At 70.0% G+C, this 20310-nt stretch carries 20 protein-coding genes; 9 read left to right on the top strand and 11 right to left on the bottom strand.

The window, feature by feature from the left end; all coding sequences use genetic code 11:
* Positions 1–12: 12 nt before the first annotated feature.
* Complete coding sequence (locus tag KIK09_RS29510) at positions 13–1164, bottom strand: acyl-CoA dehydrogenase family protein (protein WP_214322654.1); 1152 nt, start codon at positions 1162–1164, stop codon at positions 13–15.
* An 89-nt stretch (positions 1165–1253) separates the two neighbouring features.
* On the opposite strand from KIK09_RS29510, the gene KIK09_RS29505 reads away from it, so the two are divergent.
* The gene (locus KIK09_RS29505; protein WP_214322653.1) at positions 1254–1901 is read left to right on the top strand and encodes a TetR/AcrR family transcriptional regulator; all 648 of its coding nucleotides are present in this window, start codon (positions 1254–1256) and stop codon (positions 1899–1901) included.
* Between the two features lie 9 nt (positions 1902–1910).
* Here KIK09_RS29505 and KIK09_RS29500 read toward each other — a convergent pair whose 3' ends face one another.
* The 7 genes from KIK09_RS29500 to KIK09_RS29470 all read right to left on the bottom strand — a co-directional run bounded on the left by KIK09_RS29500 (position 1911) and on the right by KIK09_RS29470 (position 8842).
* Complete coding sequence (locus KIK09_RS29500) at positions 1911–2675, bottom strand: crotonase/enoyl-CoA hydratase family protein (protein ID WP_214322652.1); 765 nt, start codon at positions 2673–2675, stop codon at positions 1911–1913.
* An 18-nt stretch (positions 2676–2693) separates the two neighbouring features.
* A complete protein-coding gene (locus KIK09_RS29495; protein WP_214322651.1) occupies positions 2694–3512 on the bottom strand; it encodes a 3-hydroxyacyl-CoA dehydrogenase family protein in 819 nt (272 codons plus the stop codon).
* Positions 3509–4915 carry an amino acid permease gene (locus KIK09_RS29490; protein ID WP_214322650.1) on the bottom strand — a complete coding sequence of 469 codons (1407 nt, stop codon included), beginning with the start codon at positions 4913–4915 and terminating at the stop codon, positions 3509–3511. The genes KIK09_RS29495 and KIK09_RS29490 overlap by 4 nt, the downstream gene beginning before the upstream one ends.
* A 125-nt stretch (positions 4916–5040) precedes the next feature.
* Positions 5041–5700 (bottom strand): TetR/AcrR family transcriptional regulator, encoded by a 660-nt coding sequence (locus tag KIK09_RS29485; protein ID WP_214322649.1) that lies wholly within the window; start codon positions 5698–5700, stop codon positions 5041–5043.
* 72 nt (positions 5701–5772) lie between these two features.
* On the bottom strand, positions 5773–6519 hold the full coding sequence (locus KIK09_RS29480; protein ID WP_214322648.1) for an SDR family NAD(P)-dependent oxidoreductase: 747 nt from the start codon (positions 6517–6519) through the stop codon (positions 5773–5775).
* The gene (locus KIK09_RS29475) at positions 6516–8054 is read right to left on the bottom strand and encodes an AMP-binding protein (RefSeq protein ID WP_214322647.1); all 1539 of its coding nucleotides are present in this window, start codon (positions 8052–8054) and stop codon (positions 6516–6518) included. The genes KIK09_RS29480 and KIK09_RS29475 overlap by 4 nt, the downstream gene beginning before the upstream one ends.
* The gene (locus tag KIK09_RS29470; RefSeq protein ID WP_214322646.1) at positions 8051–8842 is read right to left on the bottom strand and encodes an enoyl-CoA hydratase/isomerase family protein; all 792 of its coding nucleotides are present in this window, start codon (positions 8840–8842) and stop codon (positions 8051–8053) included. The genes KIK09_RS29475 and KIK09_RS29470 overlap by 4 nt, the downstream gene beginning before the upstream one ends.
* 43 nt (positions 8843–8885) lie before the next feature.
* On the opposite strand from KIK09_RS29470, the gene KIK09_RS29465 reads away from it, so the two are divergent.
* Positions 8886–9674, top strand: a complete 789-nt coding sequence (locus KIK09_RS29465; RefSeq protein ID WP_214322645.1) for an enoyl-CoA hydratase/isomerase family protein — start codon at positions 8886–8888, stop codon at positions 9672–9674.
* A 160-nt stretch (positions 9675–9834) separates the two neighbouring features.
* Here KIK09_RS29465 and KIK09_RS29460 read toward each other — a convergent pair whose 3' ends face one another.
* Positions 9835–10782, bottom strand: a complete 948-nt coding sequence (locus tag KIK09_RS29460; protein ID WP_214322644.1) for an amidohydrolase family protein — start codon at positions 10780–10782, stop codon at positions 9835–9837.
* Between the two features lie 84 nt (positions 10783–10866).
* Between KIK09_RS29460 and KIK09_RS29455 the strand changes: the two genes are divergently transcribed.
* The 3 genes from KIK09_RS29455 to KIK09_RS29445 all read left to right on the top strand — a co-directional run bounded on the left by KIK09_RS29455 (position 10867) and on the right by KIK09_RS29445 (position 15620).
* Positions 10867–11325 (top strand): MarR family winged helix-turn-helix transcriptional regulator, encoded by a 459-nt coding sequence (locus tag KIK09_RS29455; RefSeq protein ID WP_308164352.1) that lies wholly within the window; start codon positions 10867–10869, stop codon positions 11323–11325.
* A 126-nt stretch (positions 11326–11451) separates the two neighbouring features.
* Positions 11452–13905, top strand: coding sequence for a glycoside hydrolase family 5 protein (locus tag KIK09_RS29450; RefSeq protein ID WP_214322643.1), 2454 nt, complete (start codon positions 11452–11454; stop codon positions 13903–13905).
* A 113-nt stretch (positions 13906–14018) separates the two neighbouring features.
* Positions 14019–15620: a hypothetical protein gene (locus KIK09_RS29445; protein ID WP_214322642.1), complete on the top strand. Its 1602-nt coding sequence runs from the start codon at positions 14019–14021 to the stop codon at positions 15618–15620.
* 2 nt (positions 15621–15622) lie between these two features.
* On the opposite strand, the gene KIK09_RS29440 is transcribed toward KIK09_RS29445, so the two are convergent.
* Together KIK09_RS29440 and KIK09_RS29435 are read right to left on the bottom strand one after the other, a co-directional pair.
* Positions 15623–15859: a hypothetical protein gene (locus KIK09_RS29440; RefSeq protein ID WP_214322641.1), complete on the bottom strand. Its 237-nt coding sequence runs from the start codon at positions 15857–15859 to the stop codon at positions 15623–15625.
* Entirely contained in the window at positions 15804–16418 is a 615-nt protein-coding gene (locus KIK09_RS29435; protein ID WP_372455687.1) for a permease, read from the bottom strand. The genes KIK09_RS29440 and KIK09_RS29435 overlap by 56 nt, the downstream gene beginning before the upstream one ends.
* Before the next feature lie 139 nt (positions 16419–16557).
* Between KIK09_RS29435 and KIK09_RS29430 the strand changes: the two genes are divergently transcribed.
* From KIK09_RS29430 to KIK09_RS29415, 4 genes are all read left to right on the top strand, one after another.
* Entirely contained in the window at positions 16558–17301 is a 744-nt protein-coding gene (locus KIK09_RS29430) for an SDR family NAD(P)-dependent oxidoreductase (RefSeq protein ID WP_250573960.1), read from the top strand.
* Positions 17302–17496: 195 nt separating this feature from the next.
* Positions 17497–17982, top strand: a complete 486-nt coding sequence (locus tag KIK09_RS29425) for a carboxymuconolactone decarboxylase family protein (protein ID WP_214322640.1) — start codon at positions 17497–17499, stop codon at positions 17980–17982.
* Between the two features lie 195 nt (positions 17983–18177).
* Entirely contained in the window at positions 18178–18972 is a 795-nt protein-coding gene (locus KIK09_RS29420; protein ID WP_214322639.1) for an SAM-dependent methyltransferase, read from the top strand.
* A gap of 103 nt (positions 18973–19075) precedes the next feature.
* Positions 19076–20290 (top strand): FAD-dependent monooxygenase, encoded by a 1215-nt coding sequence (locus KIK09_RS29415; RefSeq protein ID WP_214322638.1) that lies wholly within the window; start codon positions 19076–19078, stop codon positions 20288–20290.
* The last annotated feature ends 20 nt before the right edge of the window (positions 20291–20310 follow it).

Raw genomic sequence — 20310 nt, 5'->3', positions numbered from 1 at the left:
GATGGGTGCCTCTCAGGTGAAGGCGGCGACGCCCGTCAGGGCTCGGCCGATGAGCAGCTTGTGGATCTGGCTGGTGCCCTCGTAGAGGGTCATGACGCGGGCGTCCCTGAGGTACTTGGCGACCGGGTACTCGTCGATGTAGCCGTAACCGCCGAAGACCTGGATGGCGTTGTCGGCGGCGCGCACGGCCGCCTCACTGGCGTACAGCTTCGCCATCGATGACTCGGTGGCGAACGGCAGGCCGCGGTCGATGTGGTCGGCGACCCGCCACACCAGCAGCCGAGCGGCGTCGACGTCCACGGCGATGTTCGCGAGCAGGTCCTGGACCAGCTGGTGCGAGGCGATCGGCTTGCCGAACTGCTCACGCTGCCCGGCATAGGCGACGGCCGCCTCCAGGCACGCCCTGGCCAGGCCCACGCACCCCGCGGCGACGGACATGCGGCCCTTGGCCAGCGCCGCCATGGCGACGGAGAACCCCTTGCCCTCGGCGCCCAGCAGGGCGTCCCCTGGGACCCGCACGGAGTCGAACACGAGCTCGGCGGTCGCCTGCCCGCGCAGCCCGAGCTTGCCGTGGAGTTCCCGACGCTCCAGGCCAGGGGTGTCCGTCGGCACGAGGAATGCCGTGATACCCCGGTGTCCTGGCCCACCCGTGCGGGCGAAGACCAGGGCGACGTCCGCCCAGGTGCCGTTGGTGATGAACATCTTGGAACCGCTGATCAGCCAGTCGTCGCCGTCGCGCTGCGCCCGGGTGGTGAGCGCGGCCGCGTCGGATCCGCTGCCGGGCTCGGTGAGCGCGAAGCATCCCAGCGCGCTGCCGCTGGTGAGGCCGGGCAGCCAGCGCAGCTTCTGCTCCTCGCTGCCGTAGGTGTTGATCGACTTGGCGACCAGGCCCAGCGAGACCGAAACGATGCCGCGCACCGCCGAGTCGCCGCGTCCGAGCTCCTCCAGCACCAGGCAGTAGGCGAGGTGGTCTCCCTCGGATCCGCCGTACTGCTCCGGGATCGTCAAGCCGAGGAACCCGAGCTCGCCGAGCCGGCCGACGATCGTCGGGTCGACGCTTTCCGCGCGGTCCCAGTCCGCGGCGTGCGGAGCGATGTCACGGTCGACGAATTCGGCGGCGAGCTGCCGTACCGCGAGCTGCTCCTCTGACAGGGCCAGGTCCATGCCTGCTCCTAAAACTAGCGGTGCAAGTTTTGCCCGGGATGCTAGTCCAGATAAACTAGCGGTGCAAGTTTTAGCGAAGGAGGTGGCCCGTGGCACGACCACGCCGACCATTGCTGAGCAGGGACCGGATCGTGGAGGCGGCCATGGTCCTGCTCGACACCGAGGGGCTCGACGCCGTCTCCACGCGGCGCCTGGCCACCGAGCTCGCGGTGAGCGGGCCGTCGCTCTACAACCACGTGGCTACCAAGGAGCAGCTGATCGACCTGCTCGTGGACTGCGTCCTGGGCGAGGTGGACACCTCGATGTTCGCCCGACTGGGGGCCGGCGACGGCGACTGGCGCTCGGCCCTGACCACGTGGGCGGCCTCCTACCGTGCCACGCTGGCCGCGCATCCCAACATCGTTCCCGTCGTCGCCCGGGGGCCCGGCCGGCGCCCGAACGCGCTGCGCATCGCCGACGCCGTCTTCGGGGGCCTGGTCGCCGCCGGGTGGCCTCGCCGTGAGGCCACCCGGATCGGGGCGCTGATGCGGTATTTCATCACCGGTTCCGCGCTCGGCTCCTTCGCCGGCGGGTTCCCCGACGACGCGACGGTCTACGAGGGCAGCTACGCGCACCTCGACCAGGCGCACCTGCTCGCCGAGCGCCAGCAGGAGATCAACGAGAGCGCGTTCGCCGCCGGTCTCGACGCTCTCCTGGACGGGCTCGAGCTGCGCTATCGGAAGGTGAGGAGCGAGTAAGGCCGTATCTCACTCCCCCGTCCACACGGGCGGACGCTTCTCGGCGAAGGCGCGGGCCCCCTCCACCGCGTCACGGGAGGCGAAGACCGCCGCGGTCAGCTCCCGCTGCCGCTCGAAGGCGACATCAGCCGGCCAATCCCCCGACTCGGCGATCACCTGCTTGGTGACGTGAACCGCCAGCGGCCCGTTCCCGGCTATCGCGGCGGCGAGCCGCCGCGCCTCGGCCAGCGCTCCTCCCGGAGGGACGAGCCGGTTGACCAGCCCGAGCGCGTACGCCCGCTCCGCGGTCATGAACCCGCCGGTCAGCGCGAGCTCCATGGCGACGTGGTACGGCACGCGACGCGGTAGCCGCAACAGGCCACCACCGGCCGCGACCAGGCCCCGCCGTACCTCCGGCAGACCGAACCTGGCGTCCTCGGCGGCCACCACCAGGTCCCCGGCGAGCACCAGCTCGAACCCGCCCGCCACGGCGTACCCTTCGACGGCGGCGATCAGCGGCTTGCGCGGAGGTGCCTCGACCAGCCCCGCGAACCCGCGGCCCGGCACGAACGGGCGCTCATCCCGCAGGAACGCCTTGAGGTCCATCCCGGCGCAGAAGACGTCGCCGGCGCCGATGATGATCCCGGCTTTGAGGTCCTGGCGGTTGTCGAGCTCGTCCATCGCGGCGGCGATGCCTTCGGCCACGGCACGGTCGATCGCGTTCCGCGCGTCGGGCCGGTTGATCGTGATGACGGCAACGCCGTCGGCGAACTGGGTGATCACTTCATTGCACATGGGTTTCTGTTCCGTCCGTCAGCGCTGGGTCCAGGTGTAGAAGCCCTGGCCTGTCTTGCGGCCGAGCAGGCCGTCGCCGACCATCTCCCGCAGCAGCCGCGGCGGCGAGAACCGGTCACCGAGCTCGCCGCTGAGGTATTCGGCGATGGCGAGCCTGACGTCGAGCCCGACCAGGTCGGTGAGGCGCAGCGGCCCGACGGGATGGCGGTAGCCCAGGACCATGGCGGCGTCGATGTCGTGCGGCTCCGCCACGCCCTCCTCCACCATGCGGATCGCCTCCAGGCCGAGGAGCACCCCGAGACGGCTGGTGGCGAACCCGGGACTGTCGCGCACGACGATTGCCGTACGCTGCCACGCTTCGCACCAGCCCTTCGCCAGCCGTACGGTCTCCTGCGCGGTCTGCTCGCCGGTGACGATCTCGATCAGTGCCGATCTGGCCACGGGGTTGAAGAAGTGCAGCCCGAGGAACCTGCCGGGGTCGCTGACGGCCCTGGCCAGCCGGCTGATCGCGATGGAGCTGGTGTTGGTGGCGACAACCGCGTGCGGCGCCGCCTGGGCCGCGGCCGCGAGCACATCCATCTTCAGCTCGGCCTGCTCGGCCACGGCCTCGACGACGAGGTCCGTACTAGCGGGAATGCGCCGGATGTCACTGGCCGTCCCTACCGCGTCGGCGTGCTCTGGCCACTCCCGGCGGACGCGTTCCGCGGCGCGGTCGGCCGCAGCCTGCTCCACCTCGACGAGGGTGACCGCGCTGCCGGCCTCGGCCATGAGACCGGCGATGCCGCACCCCATGGTGCCTCCGCCGATGACGGTCACGTGCCGCGGATGACCGGTCATCTCCCCTCCACGCTGGTGACGGCCTCCCGGACGGACGCGGGCCGGAGCCCGAACAGCCGCCGGACGAGATAGATCACCGTGATTCCGGCGGGCGCGATGAGCCCGAGCCCGAGCTGCTCACGCGCATCAGGAAGGATCAGCATGCCGACGGCGACCGCCACCAGCAGCACGAGGGTGAACCAGCTCAGGTACGGGTGGCCCCACATCCTGACCGGCATGGCCCCGCCTTCCTGTTCGCTGAGCCGGCGCAGCCGCAGCTGGGAGACCGCGATCGCGGCGTAGATCACCAACGCCACGCTGCCCGCGGCGTTGAGCAGGAAAGCGAAGACGGCTTCGGGTGCGAGGTAGGCGACGGCCACGGCTACCCAGCCGGCCACCGTACTCAGCAGGATCGCGCCGATAGGCGTGCCCCTGGTCGTCGTCCTGGCCAGAGCCCGGGGAGCCTCGCCCCGTGCGGTGAGAGCGAAGAGCATGCGGGACGCGGTGTAGATGCCGGCGTTGAGCACGGACAGGACGGCTGTCAGCACGATCCCCTGCATGGCCAGTGCCGCGCCCGGGATGCCGAGACGGTCCAGAAGCGTGACGAACGGGCTCTCGCCCGCCTTGATCGCCCCGTAGGGGACCAGCAACACGATCAGGCTGATCGAGCCGACGTAGAAGATGACGACCCGCCAGACCACCGTGCCGGCCGCCCGGGTGACAGCCGTGACGGGGTCGGTGGCCTCGGCCGCGGCGACGGTGACGATCTCCGCGCCGAAGTAGGAGAAGACCACGACGGTGATGGCACTCAGGACTCCTGCGGCCCCCGCGGGCGTGAGCGAGCCGACGCCGATGGCCACCTCGTGCACCCGCTGACCCGGCAGGACGCCGAACAACCCGGCGAGCGCGATCGCCAGGAAGACCACGATCGCCACGACCTTGACGGCCGCGAACCAGAACTCGGCCTCACCGAAGCCGCGCACGGACAGCAGGTTGAGCGCGCTCATCACCCCCATGACGACGGCGGAGATGACCCAGAGCGGGACGTGCGGGAGGAAGCCTCCGATGATCTTGGCTCCGGCGATGGCCTCGAAGGCCACCACGACCACCCAGAAGTACCAGTAGGTCCATCCGATGATGAACCCCGCACCGTCGCCCAGGGCGAGCCGGGCGTAGTCCGAGAACGATCCTGCCGATGGCCGCGCGGCGGCCATCTCGGCGAGCATGCGCATGACGAGCAGCAGGATCAGCCCGCCTATCGCGTAGGCGACCGGCGCCAGCGCACCGGCCGTGTGGATGACCGCCCCTGAGCCGACGAACAGGCCGGCTCCGATGATGCCGCCCAGCGCCATCATCGACAGGTGACGCGGCCTCAGGGCCCGCCTCAACGTTCTTGCGGAGATCGGATCGGTGTGGTGTGGCATGGCTGCCTCCTCCGGCTGACGCGGATGTCGACACGCTTCTCGGCGTGTGCGCCGCAGCCTAATTGATTCGATCGATCGATACAATAACTGCCTGGCTATGCGAAGAAGTGACGTACAGGCGTCGATCAGTGTTGAAGGAAACGCGTGGGCTCGCCGATGTCGAGGTCCGCGCGCCGCACCGGGCGCCCGTTCCTCGTGGCGCGCATCAGCCCCAGCCCGCCGTCGGCGTAGGTACGGCAGAGCTCGCGCAGCGCGAGATCCCCGCTGGGCTGGTACCAGTGGGACACCGCGGTGCACATCTCCAGCAGGCCGATGGTCAGCGCCTTCGGATGCGCGACGGTGAACTCGCCGGTGGCGGCGCCCTCTTCCACGGTGGTCCGCCACACGTTCTCGTAGGCGTCGCGGAGGCCGACCACGCGGTCGCGGCGCTGCCCCGACAGGGCCCTGACCTCGGTGTCACTGACGATCTTGGCCAGGCGGTCGGTGACGTGCTCCCACACGTGCTGCTCGATCAGCATGGCCAGGCGCTCGGAGGGCCTCTCCAGCGCCTGGCCGGCACGCTCGGCGGCGCGCCTGAGCGGCTCGGTGCTGGAGAACATGATGTCCACCAGCAGATCGTCCTTGCTCCCGAAGTGGTGGTAGAGCGAGGACAGGGTGACCCCGGCCTGCGTGGCGATGTCGCGGATGCCTGTGCCGTGGAAACCACGCTCGGCGAACAGGCTGATGGCCGCCTCACGGATGCGGCGGGGAGTCTCCGCCGCCTCTGAGGCGCGCACGCGCGGCATCGCAGCTCCTACCGTGTCACCAGGCCTTCTCGTATCAGTCGAACCTACCGGACCGCGATCACCGCTGTCAGATCACCCTGCCATGGTCAGGCCGCCACTGACCGAGAGCACCTGGCCGGTGACGTGGGCCGGCGCGGCGGCGAAGAAGGCGACCGCCTCGGCGACCTCCTCGGGCTGTGCCAGGCGGCGGTTGGGAGTGGCGCGGACGATCGCGTCCATCGTGGCTCTGGCGCGCTCGTCCCGCTTGATCTCCTCGAGCAGCGGGGTGTCGGTGGGGCCGGGGCACACGCAGTTGACGGTGATGCCGTGGCGCGCGGTCTCCCTGGCGATGGACTTGGTGAAGGCGATCGTGCCGCCCTTGCAGGCGGCGTACACCGCCTCGCCGGAGGAGCCGACGCGGCCTGCGTCGCTGGCCACGTTGACGATGCGGCCGCCACCGCGGGCGACGAGCCGCGGGATGGCCAGATGCGTGGCGTTGAACACGCCCTTCAGGTTGATGTGGAGGAGCTTGTCCCACAGATCGGGGCTGGTGTCGGCGAAGGGCTGGACGTGGTCCCAGCCCGCGTTGTTGACCAGCACGTCCAGGCCGCCCAGGCGGTCGCACGCCTGGGAGAACGCCTGGGTGAGCCCGGCGTGATCGCCCACGTCCGCCGCCACGGCGAACGCGTCCGGCAGTTCGGCGGCCAGCTCGCCGGCCGCGGTCTCGTCGAGGTCGACGATCGCGACGGCCGCGCCGTACCGCGAGAGCCTGCGGACGATCGCGGCGCCGATGCCCTTGGCACCGCCGGTCACGATCGCGGTGCGGGAGTTGTCGGTCATGGAGAGGCCCTTTCCTGTTCCTGGTCGAAGGTGGAGCGGCCGGCACCGCGTTCCTTCAGCACGCGTTTGTCGACCTTCTCGGTGGGTGTCTTGGGCAGGGGGCCGGTGAACTCGACGTAGCGCGGCACCATGGGGCGAGGCAGACGCTCCTGGCAGTAGGCCAGCAGGTCGCGCGCCTCCAGCTCCCGGCCTGGCCGGAGCGTCACCACGACCATCACGTCTTCCTCCGTGAGCTCGCTCGGCACGCCGAACGCGGCCACCTCGAGCACGGCCGGATGCCGGCCGACCACGGTTTCGATCTCCAGGGCGGAGATGTTCTCGCCGCGCCGGCGGATCACGTCCGCCCCGCGCCCGGCGAAGTAGAAGTAGCCGTCCTCGTCCCGATGCGCGAGATCGCCGGTGTGGAACCAGAGGTCGCGCCAGGCCTGGACGGTGGTCTCCGGCATGCCGAGATACTCACTCAAGATCACATGCGGTTCGAGCGGCCTGATGCAGATCTCCCCCACCTCGCCGCTCGGCAACTCGAACCCGTCCTGGCCCAGCACCTTGACCTCGAACGGGTGCACGGGACGACCGCACGAACCCGGGCGGCGCGGCTCTCCGGGACGGTTGTACAGCACGATGCCGGTGTCGCTGAGCCCGTACACCTCGACGAGCTCGACCCCGAACCTGCGCTCGAAGTCCTCCGCCCACTCAGGGAGCGGGACGCCCCAGCCGAGCCGGGCCGGGTTGTCGGCGTCGCCGGGTGCGGGCTCCTGCTTGTACAGCATGGTCAGGGTGGCGCCCATGAAGTCGAAAACGGTCGCGTGGTAGCGGCGGACCTGCTCCCAGAAGGACCGTACGGAGAACCGCGCCACCAGCGCCGCGGTCGCGCCCAGCAGGAACGCGGGAGCGACGGTGAAGATCGCGGCGTCGGCGTGGAACAGCGGGAAGGGACAGAACAGCACGTCGGACGCCGTCAGGCCGAGTTGCCCGGTGAAGACCTCCGCCTGCCGCAGCACGTATCGATGCGGGAGCACGCAGGCCTTCGACCGGCCCGTGCTGCCGGAGGTGAACAGCAGGATGCTCGGGTCTCCTGGCCGGGCCTCGTGGCGCGGTGCGGTGCCGGAGTACGCCGTGAGCTCGGCCCACGCCCGGAAGTTCATCACCCCGGTACGGCCTCGGACGAAGACCGTGCGCAGGATCCCCCCCGTTTCCGCGATCGCCGGCAGGAACTGCTCGTCGACGATCGCGACCTCGGCCCCGGACATCCGCAGCACGGCCGCGAGCCCGTCGCCGAGCAGCGCCGTGTTGACCGGCGCCGCCACGGCCCCGATCCGGCCCAGCGCCAGCCACGCGACGACGAACTCGACGCAGTTGGGCAGGACGAACGCCACGGTCTGCCCGGCACGCACGCCGCTCGCCGCCAGGCCCGCGGCCACCGCCCTGACCTGCTCGGCCAGCTGGCCGTAGGTGAGGGTCTCGTCCTCGATCCGCAGGGCCGGATGATCCGCCCGTTGCCGCGCGTGCGCCTCGACCAGGTCGCTGAGAATCATCGCCGTATCCCTCCGTTCACCCGGCGAGCCGCGAACTCGCGCAGGCTCGCCTCGGCCGCGTCGCTGCGTCGCGCCTCCCCCACGGCCACCGCCTCGCGCTCCAGCGCGTGCGCGATGTCCTCCCTGGCGGCCTCGCTCAGCAACCGCCGCGTCAGATGTACGGCCCGCGAGCGGCTCGCCAGCTCCTCGGCGAGCGTCACGGCCCGGTCGAGAACCTGGTCGTCGGGCAGCACCTCGCTGATCAGGCCGGCCGTCAGGGCCCAGGTCGCGTCATAGGTCCACCCGGTCAGCAACATGTCCCGCGCACGCCCGTACCCGACGACGGCGGGCAGGAGCCACGACGACCCGTTCGTACCCACCAGGCCCCACGCCACCTCGGGACAGGCGAAAACGGCGCGCTGGGCGGCCACCCGCAGATCGCAGGCCAGCGTCAGCTCCAGCCCGCCTCCCACCGCCGCGCCGTTGATCGCGGCGACGCTCGGCTTGCCCGCCTCGAGCAGGATCGCGGTGACCTGCTGGAGCAAGGCGATGGTCCCGTCGAACGCCTCCGCGTCGGTCGCGGCGGCTTCGCCCAGATCGTCCCCCGAGCAGAACGCCGATCCCTCTCCCGTCAGCACGATGGCACCGGTCTGTTCACACTGGTCGGCCTCGACCAGCGCGTCCACCAGATCGCCCAGCATGCGCCGGGACAGGGCGTTGCGCACCTCCGGTCGGCGGAGCGTCACCACGGACACCCGCCCCTGATGGCGAAGCTCTACCTCGGCCGGGATTCCAGGATCAAGCAGCATGGAGTTATTGTATCGATCGATCGATATTGAATCAAGGAGGATCATGGATCGCTACGCGGGCTACCAGCGACTGAGGCTGAGCCGGACGGCAGACGGTGTGCTGCAGGTGACCATCCACAACCCCGGCCGCGCCAACGCGCTGGACGCGGCGGGGCACGCGGAGATCACCCGCATCTGGCGCGACGCCGAGACCGACGACCGGGTGCGCGCCGTCCTGGTCACCGGGGCGGGCAGCACCTTCAGCGCCGGCGGCGACCTGGACTGGGTGCAGAGCCTGGCCGACGACCCGCAGGCCAGGATCGCGGGTCTGCGCGAGGCCAGGGAACTGGTGACCAACCTGATCGAGTTCACCAAGCCGGTCGTCTCCGCGGTGCGTGGAGCGGCGGTGGGAGCAGGGCTCGTGGTGGCACTGCTCGCCGACGTCTCCGTGGTCGCGAACAACGCCCGGCTGATCGACGGTCACACCAAGCTCGGCGTGGCCGCCGGCGACCACGCTCCCCTGGTCTGGCCGCTGCTGTGCGGGCTGGCCAAGGCCAAGTATCACCTGCTCACCTGCGATCCACTGGACGGGGCTGAAGCGGAGCGCATCGGCCTGGTGTCCCTCGCGGTCGACGAGGATGACGTCCTCGACCGGGCCGGGGAGATCGCCGCCCGGCTCGCCTCCGGCGCCCCCGACGCCCTGCGGTGGACCAAACAGGCACTCAATTCCTGGCTCCGAGCCGCCATGCCGCACTTCGACGCCGCGCTCGCACTCGAGTTCCTCGGTTTCGCCGGTCAGGAGGTGCAGGAAGGCCTCGCGGCACTGAAGGAGAAGCGCCCTCCCGCGTTCTAGCGCACAGAAGGGCGCGGCGAACAGCAGCTGCAGGATGCCGGTGATGGTGACGGTGCGGGGACGAATCTTCATGCCGCAGACGATCGCGCCCTGCGCTGTCGCGCCACTGAGCCCGCCCTGAACACGGCCCGTCCTGGCATGACAGCCGTGCGCCTGCAGGTCAGGGCTTGGGGCGTTCGAGGAGTTCGGCGGCCGTGGTGTCGAGGACGGCGTTGATGTCCTGGTCCGGTAGGCCGGATCGCTGGACGTAGGTGACCGCCTCGCGGAAGGCCTCGCCCGCCTGATAGGGGAAGTCGGTGCCGAGCAGGAGCCGGTCGGCGCCGAGGGACTCGGCCGCGGCGCGCAGGGCCGGGGTGTGGTTGTGGCCGACGGTGTCGAACCACATCCGGCGGGCGGCGACGCTCGGCTTCTCCGGGGTGTCCGGCGCCTCCCAGGCGTACTGCCGGTCGAGCCGCTCGAGCAGCATCGGCAGCGCGCCTCCCAGGTGCGACGTGACGATCTTCAGTCGCGGGAACCTGCTGGGGATGCCGGCCTGGATCAGGTGCGTGATCGCCACGGTGTCCTCGATCGGCGCGCCGATCTCCCAGGTCATGGTGGGCCCGATCAGCGACGAGTGGGCGCCCGCCCCGGCGGGATGGACGTAGAGGACCGCCGCGCGGCGGTCGAGCTCCGCGTAGACAGGCAAGAACGCCGGGTCGGTCAGGGAACGACCGAGCACCGACGTGGTGACCGCCGCACCCGGCATCCCCAGCTCGCCCAGCGCTCGGTCCAGCTCGACCAGGGCGGCGTCGGTGTGCGGGAAGGGCAGCGAGGCGAAGGCCATGAACCTGTCGGGGAACCGCCGGACCAGCTCCGCGTACTCGTCGTTGACCACACGCGCGGCCTGAACCGCGTCGGCCTGGTCGGCGAAGTGCGGCGACGCGGGGGTCGCCGAGAGCACCTGCAGATCGATGCCTGCCGAGGCCATCAACGCGAAGCGCGCCTCGAGCTCCTGCTCGGTCGGGCCCGCGCCGAGGCCGCGGTGGACCCCGGTGACCGTGTTGCCGAACCTCTCCAGCAGGTCGAGGTACGGCCGGCTCCACAGGTGGGCGTGCACGTCGATACGCATGTCGAGCTCCTCTCAATTACCTAACACAGCAATAAGTAGCATGCTATCTATTCAACTGGCTAGCCAGTGGCTAGAATGACGCGTGTGACCAGCAGCAACGCCGATGATCAGGGTTTCGAGGAGTTCGTGAGCGCGTCGCACGACCTGTTCACGGCGATGCGCCGCAACCGTGGACGGGTGGCGCACACGGCGTCGGGCCTGTCGCTGTCCCAGCTCCTCCTGCTCGACGCGGTCGCCATCCACGGGCCGCTGCTGGTCAGCCAGATCGCCGCGCACGCGGGTGTATCGGGGCCGAGCGCCACCCGGATGCTCAAGCAACTGGAGCAACAGGGCGTGGTGACCCGGCAGCGCTCCAGCGACGACGAACGCAAGGTCCTGGTCACCCTCACGGAACACGGCCGCGACCTGGTGGAGCGCCAGCGGAACGCCCTCCGGGAGAAGCAGCGCCAGCACTACGCCGCACTCACCCCCGAGCAGCGCGAGACCTTCGTCGACGTGCTACGCCAGATGGCCACGATGATCCAGCAGTGGGCGCCGGACTAGGGATCACGCGTGTCGAGGCCCGATCAGATCGTGATCAGCCCTCGCAGGTAGGCCCGCCCGTTCACGGTGATCGGGAGGGCTTGGCTCTTCAAATGTGAACGATGCTCATATATGGTCGCTGACACTATGAGGAACCGCTGGTTGTCGCCGGTCGCCGTTGTCGTGCTTGCCGCCGTCATCGCGTTGGGGGCGGCGTTCGACCCGTCGGGGCTGGCCGCGCCGTACACGTGGACGGGGGCCGAGCTGTTCCCCGTCGCCGGGCTCTGGCAGGTGGCCGCACCTGCCGTCTATGTGCCGCTGCTGCTGGCGGGCGTCGGGGTGCTGGCCTGGGTGGTCGCGCGCGGGCGGGCTCCGCTGCGTACGGCACTGCTGGTGTGGGGCGCGGTGGTGTGGTCGGCGATGGCGGCCAAGCTGGTGATGTCGCTGGTGATGGCCTTCGGTGATGTGGTCTACCTGGCGTGGTCGACGGGCTTCACCGGCGTCAAGGCGGCGGTCTTCGGCCTTCCGGTCCTGGCCGCCACCTGGCTCACGCAGCTTCTACGCCGCCGCCTCACGCCACCCACCTCAAGCCCGCCTTTCACGCCGGCTTCGGGGGCGGGGTGGGTGGCGGCGGGGGTGGCCGTGGTCGCGGGTGCGCTGGTCGGCGGGGTGTGGTGGGGCGGGTCACCCGTCGGGTACGCCATCGGCGACTCCCCGCTGGCCCCGGCGCCCGAGGCGGGACCGCTGGGCTGTCTCGCCGCCGTCGCCCTGCTCGGCGTGACGACCTGGGCACTGAACCGCTGGCTCGGTACCGCCACCTCGCCGCCGGCCGTCGTGGCCGGGATCTCCGCGCTGGGAGCGGCCGCGACGCTGGGCCTGGTCGAGGTGGCCATCGGGCTGCCTAACGATCTGGCGGGCGGCGACACGTTCTGGGCACCGGCGATCATGCTCCGCCTCGCCCCCGCGCTCTCCTTCGGCGCCCTCCTCGCCCTGGCAACAGCGACCCTCGTCGCCCTCCTCCCGGCGGAAAGAACCGCCCTTGTCCCAAGTGCCGCCCTCCCCTCGGCAGGGGGAGCCACCCCTCTCCCGGCGCGGAGAGCTGTCCTCCTCCCGGCGCGTAAGGGCGTCGTGCCGGTGTCGATGGCGGCTGTCGTGGCCGCGGCGGCGCTCGCCGTACCGCTCCTGCAGCCTGGCAGCAGCAGCGCGCAGCCTCCACGCACCAAGGGCCTGACACTGTCAGCCGACCGCAGGATCGTCGACGCCGATGGCAACGAGGTGCTGCTGCGCGGCGTGAACGTCAACCAGCTCGAAGACTACTTCCAGAAATTTCCGGACAAGGCGGTGACGCGACCGCTCACCGAGGCCGACTTCGCCGGCATGGAGCGGATGGGCTTCAACGTCATCCGCCTCGCCCTGTCCTGGTCAGCCCTGGAACCCCAGCCAGGCCACTACGACCCGGCCTACCTCGCCAGGATCTCCTGGGCCGTCGAGACCGCGGCCAAGCACGGGCTGCGTACGGTCATCGACATGCACCAGGACGCCTGGGGCAAGGGCGTCAACGCCGCCCCAGGCACCACCTGCGAGAACGGTTCCCCGATGCACGGCTGGGACGGCGCCCCCACCTGGGCCGACCGCTTCGACGGCGCCCCCAGGTGCGAGTTCACCGGGCGCGACATCTCTCCGGCCGTCGCCCGCGCCTTCACCAACTTCTACCAGGACAGGGACGGCATCCAGACCCGCCTGGTCGCCGCCTGGGGCATGCTGGCGGAGCGGTTCGCGAGCGAGCCGATGGTCGCCGGATACGACCTGCTGAACGAGCCCGGCTTCGGCGAGGCCCCGCCGATCACCTCCGGCGTCCTGCTCGGCCGCTACTACGACCGGGCGATCAAGGCCATCAGGGCGGGCGAGAAGCGCGGCTTCCCGCACCTGGTCTTCTTCGAGCCGTCCGTGCTCTGGTCGGGGCTCGGCTTCGAGGTCTCGGTGCCCAAGGACTTCACCGACGACCGGCTGCTCGTCTTCGCCCCCCACCTCTACAACGAGTCGATCACCATCGACCAGGGCACCGGCCTCACCATCACGAGCATCGAGCGCGGCTTCGACCTGGCCGTCCGGGCGGCGGCGTACTACGGCGCCGGGCTCTGGTCGGGGGAATGGGGTTGGTTCGGCGACGCCGCCTCGGCCCCGATCACGAGATACACCGACCAGGAGGATCGGCACCGCATCGGCGGCGCGTTCTGGGTCTGGAAGCAGTCCTGCGGCGACGCCCACGCCGGAGCCGGATCCAAGACCGGCGGCAACCTCATGATCGAGGACTGTGCCACAGGGAAGGACCTGCCCCCGACCCCCGAGTACGTCGCCGAGCTCTCGCGCCCCTACCCCCGATCCGCGCCCGGCCGCCTGACCAGCCTCACGTCGGACCAGGCGAGCCTCACGGTCCAGGGCAAGGGCGCCGGGTGCGGCCTCGACATCTGGTTCCCCGGCGGCACCCAGCCGGTCGTCCGCAGTACCGGACTCACGAGCCTCACCACCCGCCAGACACCGAACGGCTGGCGCATCACCGGCTGCGCCCACGACACCTACACCCTGACGGCCCACCGCTAGCCGCTTCCGGCCCTTAGACGGAAGGTCCGCTTGACGGCGACCAGTGGTGTGGTTTGACCGCATGTATGGTGATCTCCGCAGAGGCGCCGATCAGCGGAACCGGATGGAGCGGCATGGAACTCGGAGTTGACCACGGTTCCCTCGGCGACGCGGCGCGTGGCGTGGACGTGCTCCGCTCCCGCACCAGCACCCTCCGGCGGGCTCTCACCAAGGCGACGGACCCGCTGCACGCGCTGCACCCGTGGGGCCTGCTCGGCCAGATCTACCTCCACGGCGCCTGCGTGTCGTTGATCGACGAATGCGACGCACATCTCAAGAACCTGGAAGAGGCCTTCGACGGCGCCCACGAGCGGATCACGGCGTCGTCCAGGAACTACTCCGGAGTCGAGCGGGTGCTCGTCGAAATGCTCGGCGCGACCAGGATCGACCGGGAGGAGGAGGTGTTACGCAGGCTCAACCCCGCTTCGCGGCTCTACCGGGATCACCGGACCGCTTACGGGCTGATCGAGGGTGCGCCCTTCCCGCTCAATTCCTGGGGCGCCTCGATCCTCCACACGATCCGTTTCATCGGTGACCTGCGGAGCGACGACAAGTACAACATCACCACCGACCTGGCCATGCTGGCCACAGATCTGAGCGGCGCGGTCTTCCAGGCCGGCCGGGCCCTCCAGTGGTACCGCACGGACCCGCTCGCCCTGGCCGTCTTCGCGGGGGTCTCGTTCGTGACACGGGCGTTCTACTGGACGAAGGACACGGCCGACTGGTTCACGGGTGACCCGGTCAGGATCGGACAGGCGGCGTACAACTTCGACAGCCTCTCCAAAGGGTGCCACGGGCTTGGCGAGGATTTCATGGAGGGCATTCGCCGTACCCTGGCCAGGGGCTCGTGGGATGGCGCCGCGGCGCGGGAGGCGTTCGAGCGGCTCACCGCGTTGGGCGAGGGCATCGAGGACACCGGGCACAGCTCCGACCAGGTCTCGGCCATGCTGCAGCTCACCAGCTCCGTCATGGGGACGTTCGAAGGGATCGTGAAGGGCGTCATCGCCGACGCGATCACCATCGCGGTGTACTACTGCCTGGCCTACCAGTGCCTCATGGGCCCGACCGCGGGATTCGCCAGGGCGAACGCCATAGTGGCGGTCAACCGGACCTCGGCGACCGCGGCGACCCGGACCGGGCATCTGCTCGCACTCGCGGTGACCTTCATGCGGAGGCTTCAGCTGCTGATGCGGCGGGCGGTGGCCGGGCTCATGGACATCAACCAGCGCGCCTTCGCCACCCTGCGGCAGACCAGCGCGGGCCGCGCCTTCACCGCCAACGAGGAGTTCCTCGGCGCCCGCTGGGCGGCGACGATCGTGCGCAAGGACAACGGCGCGGGAGACTACTCCAGGCTCAGCATGAGCATGATGGTGAAGAGCTGGGCCATCCAGGTGCGCAAGGCCGGCCCGACCAACGCGCTGCGCGAGTTCGGGATGGGCCGGAGCTACCACGCCAAGGACGGCACCATCCTCCCGGACGGCAAACCGCGGATCGGCGTGCCCCGCTACCCGAAACCGAACAAAGACGGCAGCCAGGGATGGGTCTACAACCCCGTGCCCATCGTCAGCACCTCTCTCCAGACGCTCCTGCCGTACGGCCGGGCCCTGCAGTACTACCTGCGTGCCGGCGACACCCAGCAGGACATCGACTCCAAGATCAATATCTGGGAGAAGTGAGATCATTCGTAGGGCTCCGCGGGCTGGTCGACCTTCCTGACGCTCGAGGCCGTCAGCGCGGGCGGGACGAAGCCGGTGGGCACCTTGCCGCCCTTCCACGGGATCCAGGTCCCCGTGACCTCCACCAGCTGTCCTCCGGCGGGGCGGCCTGCCCTCGACGGCCGCCCCGGCTTGCCGACCAGCTCATCGCGCCCGCCGTACGCGCGGCCGATGAACTCGCCGACGCGCAGGTCGCTCACCCCGCCCGCCGCCAGCGACTGTCGCCAGCGAGGCGCCGAACCGCGCCACCACCATCCCCGGCTGCCCGGGGAAGGCCACCGCCGTGGCCACCAGCACGACCGGGTTGATCGCCGGCGACGACAGCAGGAACGCCAGCGCCGCCGCGGGCGCCACCCCGCGCGCCATCAGCCCCGAGGCCACCGGCACCGACGCGCACTCGCACCCCGGCAGCACGGCCCCCGCCACCCCGGCCACGGGCACCGCCGCGTAGGTCCGCCTGGGCAGCGCCCTGGTCCAGAACGAGGCGGGCACGAACGCCGTGATCGCCGCCGACAACGCGACCCCGAACACCAGGAACGGCAGCGCCTGCACACACACGGCCACGAAGATCGTCGCCCAGGTCCGTAACGCGGGCGCGGTCAGGTACGGCGCCAGCAGCAGCCTGCCCGCCACCAGCAGCGCGATCACCCACAGGAACGCCCACGGCACCCCAGGACCACGACGCTGCCTGCGGCCCCAGCCATCGGGCGGCAGCTCATCGTCCTCCGGCAGCCAGTCGGCCACGGTCGTCTCGGTCAAGGCCCATCCCGAGGAGTCGGCGTCCACGTCCGACCGAGACTAATCAGCCGGTCATGTCGCCCTCACCGGAACCTCCAAAAGACGCATCCCCGACCATTGTCGTGTCACAGCCGAGCGGGGCAATCTCGTCTTAGAGGGCATGACGAACTCGGAAAAGACCACGGTGTTGATCACCGGAGCCAACAAGGGACTCGGCCTCGAGGCGGCCCGGCGGCTCGGGGAACAGGGTTGGACGATCTTCCTCGGCTCGCGTGACGAAGGCCGAGGCCAGGCAGCCGCCGACAAGCTGATCGCCGATGGCGCGAACGTCGTCATGGTCCCGCTGGACGTGACCTCCGACGAGTCGGTGGCGGACGCCGTACGACTCGTCCGGGAGCACACCGACCGGCTGGACGTGCTGATCAACAACGCCGGAGCGCCGGGGAGGGCGGTCACCCCCGCGGACGCGACGGCCGACGAGATTCACGCCGTCTATGACACCAACGTGTACGGACCGATCAGGGTCACGCACGCCTTCCTCCCCCTGCTGCAGGCGGCGGACAACCCGCGGGTGGTGATGGTGTCCAGCGGCGGCGGTTCGTTCGCCGTCGTGACCGACCCTGAGCAGCCCGTCTCGAGGATGCACGAGCTCGCCTACAGCTCGTCGAAGGCGGCGCTGAACATGATCACCGTCCGGTACGCCCAGGCGCTCCCGAACATCAAGTTCAACGTCGCCACGCCCGGAGAGGTCGCCAACCGCACATTCGCCGCCACCGACATGAACCATCACACCGGTCAGCTCACGGTCACCGAGGGCACCGACTCGATCGTCAGACTCGCGATGGTCGACGCCGACGGGCCGACCGGGATCTTCGTCGACCGCCTCGGCCCTGTCGCCTGGTAACCGCCCCGTGCCGTACATGGTGACGAGGGCGGCGAGCCCGGGCGTCCCGCCGATCTGCCGCATGAGGGATCCGAAGGTGGCGCACGTCACATCGCCGTGCTGTCACAGGGACGAGGTGGCCGGCATCTCCATGGTCGTCGGGACGCCGCGCGAACGATCCGCGCGGCGTGAAACTCCACGAGTGAGGACGAAATCATGGAAACCCGGATGAACCTGAACGCCAACGAACTCGGCGCCAAGCTGGGTAAGCGGTTCTACAACGTCAGCATGGCGATCGAGCAGTCGACGCTGTCCAGGCCCGTCCAGAACCTGGTGATGCTGCGGGTCAGCCAGATCAACGGCTGCGGTTTCTGCGTCGACTACCACTCCAAGGACGCGGCGGCCGCCGGGGAAACCGCGGTCCGGCTCAGCCTGGTCGCCGCCTGGCGCGAGTCCACCGTGTTCACCGAGGCCGAGCAGGCCGCGCTGGCGCTGGCTGAGGAGGGCACCCGGCTTGCCGACGCCCACCTCGGCGTGTCCGACGAGACCTGGGACCGGGTGCGCAAGCACTATGACGAGGACCAGATCACCGCGCTGGTCTACCTGGTCGCCATGATCAACGCAGCCAACCGGCTCGGCGTCATCGTGCGCACCAAGGGCGGCTCCTACGAGCCCGGCATGTTCGCCGGCACGTCGAGCTGATCGGCGGACGCCTCCCGGCCCGGCCCAGGATCATCCGATCCGGCCGGGCCACGGTGTGACCTTGAACGACGGATTCCTGAAGTACGTTCAGGAAGTACCAGGGCACATCACCGGATGTCCGCAAGGGCGCAAGCATCGGGCCGGGAATGAGACGATCTCTGGTCAAGTCGCATCGTCCGGACGAAGGTTGACTTCATGACCAACGACACGCCCAAGATCGACACCACCACTCCGCACTCGGCGCGGGTATGGAACTACTGGCTGGGCGGCAAGGACAACTACGAGATCGACCGGCAGGTCGGCGATCAGGTCCGCCAGGTCTACCCCGGCATCGTGGATGTCGCCCGGCATTCCCGCGCGTTCCTCGGCCGTGCCGTGCGCCACCTCGCCGGGGAGGCCGGGATCACCCAGTTCCTGGACATCGGCACCGGCCTGCCCACGGCCGACAACACCCACGAGGTCGCCCAGCGCATCGACCCCACCTGCCGGATCGTCTACGTCGACAACGACCCCCTGGTCCTCGTCCACGCGCGCGCCTTGCTGACCAGCACCCCGCAGGGGGCGTGCGACTACATCGACGCCGACGTGTGCGATCCCGGCCACATCCTCACCCAGGCCGCCGCCACGCTGGACTTCACCCGGCCCATCGCCCTGATGATGCTGGGCATCCTCGGCAACGTCTGGGACGACAAGCAGGCCTCTGAGATCTGTGAGCAGCTGGTCGCCGCGTTGCCGCCCGGCAGCTACCTGGTCCTCGAGGACGGGACCAACGCTATCGACCCGGAGGCCGCCGCCGAGGCGGAGAAAACCCGCGCCGAAGCAGGCGACCCCTACAAGCTGCGCACCCCTGACCAGATCGCCGCGTTCTTCGACGGCCTGCAGCTCATAGAGCCCGGCGTGGTGTCCGTCTCACGGTGGCGTCCCGAAGCCAACCCGTGGGGAGAGCCGGCAGAGGTCACCGCCTACTGCGGCGTCGCCAAGAAGCTCTGACCCGGCCGCGCGCCGTACGCACCCCCTTGATCGAGTGGTCGCTGCCGGCGCGCTAAACTGACCAACAGAACCATTTTGGTCAATTCGTCGGAAGGAAGTCGCCATGAAGCACGCAACCGAGCGTCGTCGCGCCCTGGTGGTTGGAGCCGGGATCGCGGGCATCGCCACCGCGATGCGGCTACGGCAGGTGGGCTGGGAGCCGGTGCTGGTGGAGCGGGCGGCCGCGCGCCGCTCAGGCGGGTACTTCATCATGCTCTTCGGCACCGGTGAAGCCTCCGCGCGGAGACTGGGCGTGCTGGAGGCGATCGGCGACCGCAGCCATCCGCGGCTCGCCAACTACGAGGTGAACCGGGCCGGGCGCCGTACTCCCGGATTGAACCCGGCCGGCCTGCCCGGCAGGCCACGGCAGTTGCTGCGCGGCGACGTGGAGCAAGGACTGTTCTCCGCCCTGCCGTCCGATGTGGAGATCCGCTACTCCACCGTGCCCACGCGCATCACCCAGGACGACTCCGCGGTGGAGGTCACGCTGCACGACACCGCCGCCGATGCCACCGTCACCGAGCGCTTCGATCTGGTGGTCGGCGCCGACGGGATGCGCTCGACGGTGCGCAAACTGGTCTTCGGCGCCAAGGATCATCTGCGTCCGTTGAACTACATGATCGGCGCCACCGTCCTGGACAAGCCGATCGAGGGCTTCGGCCTGCACCAGGGCCTGATCCTGGCCGAGCCGGGACGCTCGGCATGGACGTTCCCGTTCTCCGACCACGCGCCGAGCCTGCTGTTCTCCTACCGCACCGACGACATCGACGCCGAGTTCACCCGCCCGGCGATCGAGTCCATCCGCGCCGCCTTCGGCCCGAAGCCCGCCGGTCCCCTGCTCGAGAACCTGTTCCACCGGTTCGAGCAGGCCCCGGACTTCCTGTTCGATTCGGTCCAGCAGGTCAGGATGCCGAGCTGGCACCGAGGCCGGGTCGTCCTGGTCGGTGACGCCGCCTGGTGCGTGACCCTGTACGCGGGCATGGGCGCCTCAAGCGGCATCGCCGGGGGCGAGCTGCTGGGCACCATGCTGCAGCGCCATCCTGACGACCTGCCCGGCGCGCTGCGGGCGTGGGAGGCCCGGATGCGGCCCTTCATCCACACCGAGCAAGACACCGCACTGACCATGCGCAGGCTCTTCACGCCCCACGACCGCAAGGAACAGATCATGCGCGCCGCGATGCTGCGCCTCATGCGCGCGCCCGTCATCGGGCAGACCGTGGGCAGGATAATGAACGGCGCCGACATGAAGCACAAACAGCTCGACGTCGCCGCCGTGTGACCCTTCCCGAGCCCGAACAG

The organism is Nonomuraea sediminis, from assembly GCF_018531495.1.
Taxonomy (GTDB): Bacteria; Actinomycetota; Actinomycetes; order Streptosporangiales; family Streptosporangiaceae; genus Nonomuraea; species Nonomuraea sediminis.
This window is presented reverse-complemented; position numbering and strand designations above follow the sequence as displayed.

Coding starts and splice junctions, on each gene's coding strand:
- KIK09_RS29480 (WP_214322648.1), bottom strand. CDS start 6,519: ATGACCGACAACTCCCGCACCGCGATCGTGACCGGCGGTGCCAAGGGC.
- KIK09_RS29460 (WP_214322644.1), bottom strand. CDS start 10,782: ATGCGTATCGACGTGCACGCCCACCTGTGGAGCCGGCCGTACCTCGAC.
- KIK09_RS29450 (WP_214322643.1), top strand. CDS start 11,452: ATGAGGAACCGCTGGTTGTCGCCGGTCGCCGTTGTCGTGCTTGCCGCC.
- KIK09_RS29465 (WP_214322645.1), top strand. CDS start 8,886: ATGGATCGCTACGCGGGCTACCAGCGACTGAGGCTGAGCCGGACGGCA.
- KIK09_RS29415 (WP_214322638.1), top strand. CDS start 19,076: ATGAAGCACGCAACCGAGCGTCGTCGCGCCCTGGTGGTTGGAGCCGGG.
- KIK09_RS29425 (WP_214322640.1), top strand. CDS start 17,497: ATGGAAACCCGGATGAACCTGAACGCCAACGAACTCGGCGCCAAGCTG.
- KIK09_RS29495 (WP_214322651.1), bottom strand. CDS start 3,512: ATGACCGGTCATCCGCGGCACGTGACCGTCATCGGCGGAGGCACCATG.
- KIK09_RS29420 (WP_214322639.1), top strand. CDS start 18,178: ATGACCAACGACACGCCCAAGATCGACACCACCACTCCGCACTCGGCG.
- KIK09_RS29510 (WP_214322654.1), bottom strand. CDS start 1,164: ATGGACCTGGCCCTGTCAGAGGAGCAGCTCGCGGTACGGCAGCTCGCC.
- KIK09_RS29430 (WP_250573960.1), top strand. CDS start 16,558: ATGACGAACTCGGAAAAGACCACGGTGTTGATCACCGGAGCCAACAAG.
- KIK09_RS29490 (WP_214322650.1), bottom strand. CDS start 4,915: ATGCCACACCACACCGATCCGATCTCCGCAAGAACGTTGAGGCGGGCC.
- KIK09_RS29485 (WP_214322649.1), bottom strand. CDS start 5,700: ATGCCGCGCGTGCGCGCCTCAGAGGCGGCGGAGACTCCCCGCCGCATC.
- KIK09_RS29470 (WP_214322646.1), bottom strand. CDS start 8,842: ATGCTGCTTGATCCTGGAATCCCGGCCGAGGTAGAGCTTCGCCATCAG.
- KIK09_RS29500 (WP_214322652.1), bottom strand. CDS start 2,675: ATGTGCAATGAAGTGATCACCCAGTTCGCCGACGGCGTTGCCGTCATC.
- KIK09_RS29475 (WP_214322647.1), bottom strand. CDS start 8,054: ATGATTCTCAGCGACCTGGTCGAGGCGCACGCGCGGCAACGGGCGGAT.
- KIK09_RS29445 (WP_214322642.1), top strand. CDS start 14,019: ATGGAACTCGGAGTTGACCACGGTTCCCTCGGCGACGCGGCGCGTGGC.